This window comes from Geobacillus proteiniphilus, from assembly GCF_001908025.1.
GTDB lineage: Bacteria > Bacillota > Bacilli > Bacillales > Anoxybacillaceae > Geobacillus > Geobacillus proteiniphilus.
Map to the genome: position 1 here is coordinate 1 of NZ_MQMG01000143.1, position 611 is coordinate 611.

Sequence of the window (611 nt, forward strand, 5' to 3'; positions counted from 1 at the left end):
TCGTCGCTCATGCCGCCGTCAACGGCAATATATGTGCGGACGTTGGGCACCTCTTTGCGCGAACCGATCGTATAAATCGTCGTCCCGGCATCACCCACGAGCGACCGGCCCGGCTCGATCCAAATTTCCGGCAGCGGCAAGCGGCAAGCTTCGGCCTGCCTTTTCACCTCTTCCACGATGCAGTCGACGTACGCTGTCACCGGAATCGGATCGTCTTCCTCCGTATAGCGGATGCCAAAGCCGCCGCCAAGATTGACAACCGCTGGGACAAATCCGTGCGCCTTGTTCCACTCGGCCAGCTTGGCAAACACTTTTTGCGCCGCGAGCACAAACCCAGCTGTTTCAAAAATTTGCGAGCCGATATGGCAATGAACGCCGAGCTAGCTGAAACGCGGCCGACGCCATGACACGGCGAAACGCCTCGTCCGCCTGACCGTTGTTTAAGTCAAAGCCGAACTTTGAATCTTCTTGCCCGGTTAAAATGTAATCGTGCGTATGCGCCTCGACCCCCGGCGTGACGTGTCAAAGACTTGCCGGGGGTGCGCTACCATATCATCCGTGGGGCGTTGGATGCCGCAGGCGTAGCGAAATCGGATGCAAGGTCGTTCGAA

Annotated in this window: 2 pseudogenes; one reads left to right on the forward strand and one right to left on the reverse strand. The window is 57.9% G+C overall.

The features are described from left to right. Window positions 1–519: pseudogene (locus BRO54_RS18915) on the reverse strand (diaminopimelate decarboxylase family protein); the annotation flags it as partial. On the opposite strand from BRO54_RS18915, the pseudogene BRO54_RS19705 reads away from it, so the two are divergent. Beyond that, window positions 519–611 (forward strand): annotated as a pseudogene (locus tag BRO54_RS19705) (30S ribosomal protein S12); the annotation flags it as partial. The pseudogenes BRO54_RS18915 and BRO54_RS19705 overlap by 1 nt on opposite strands.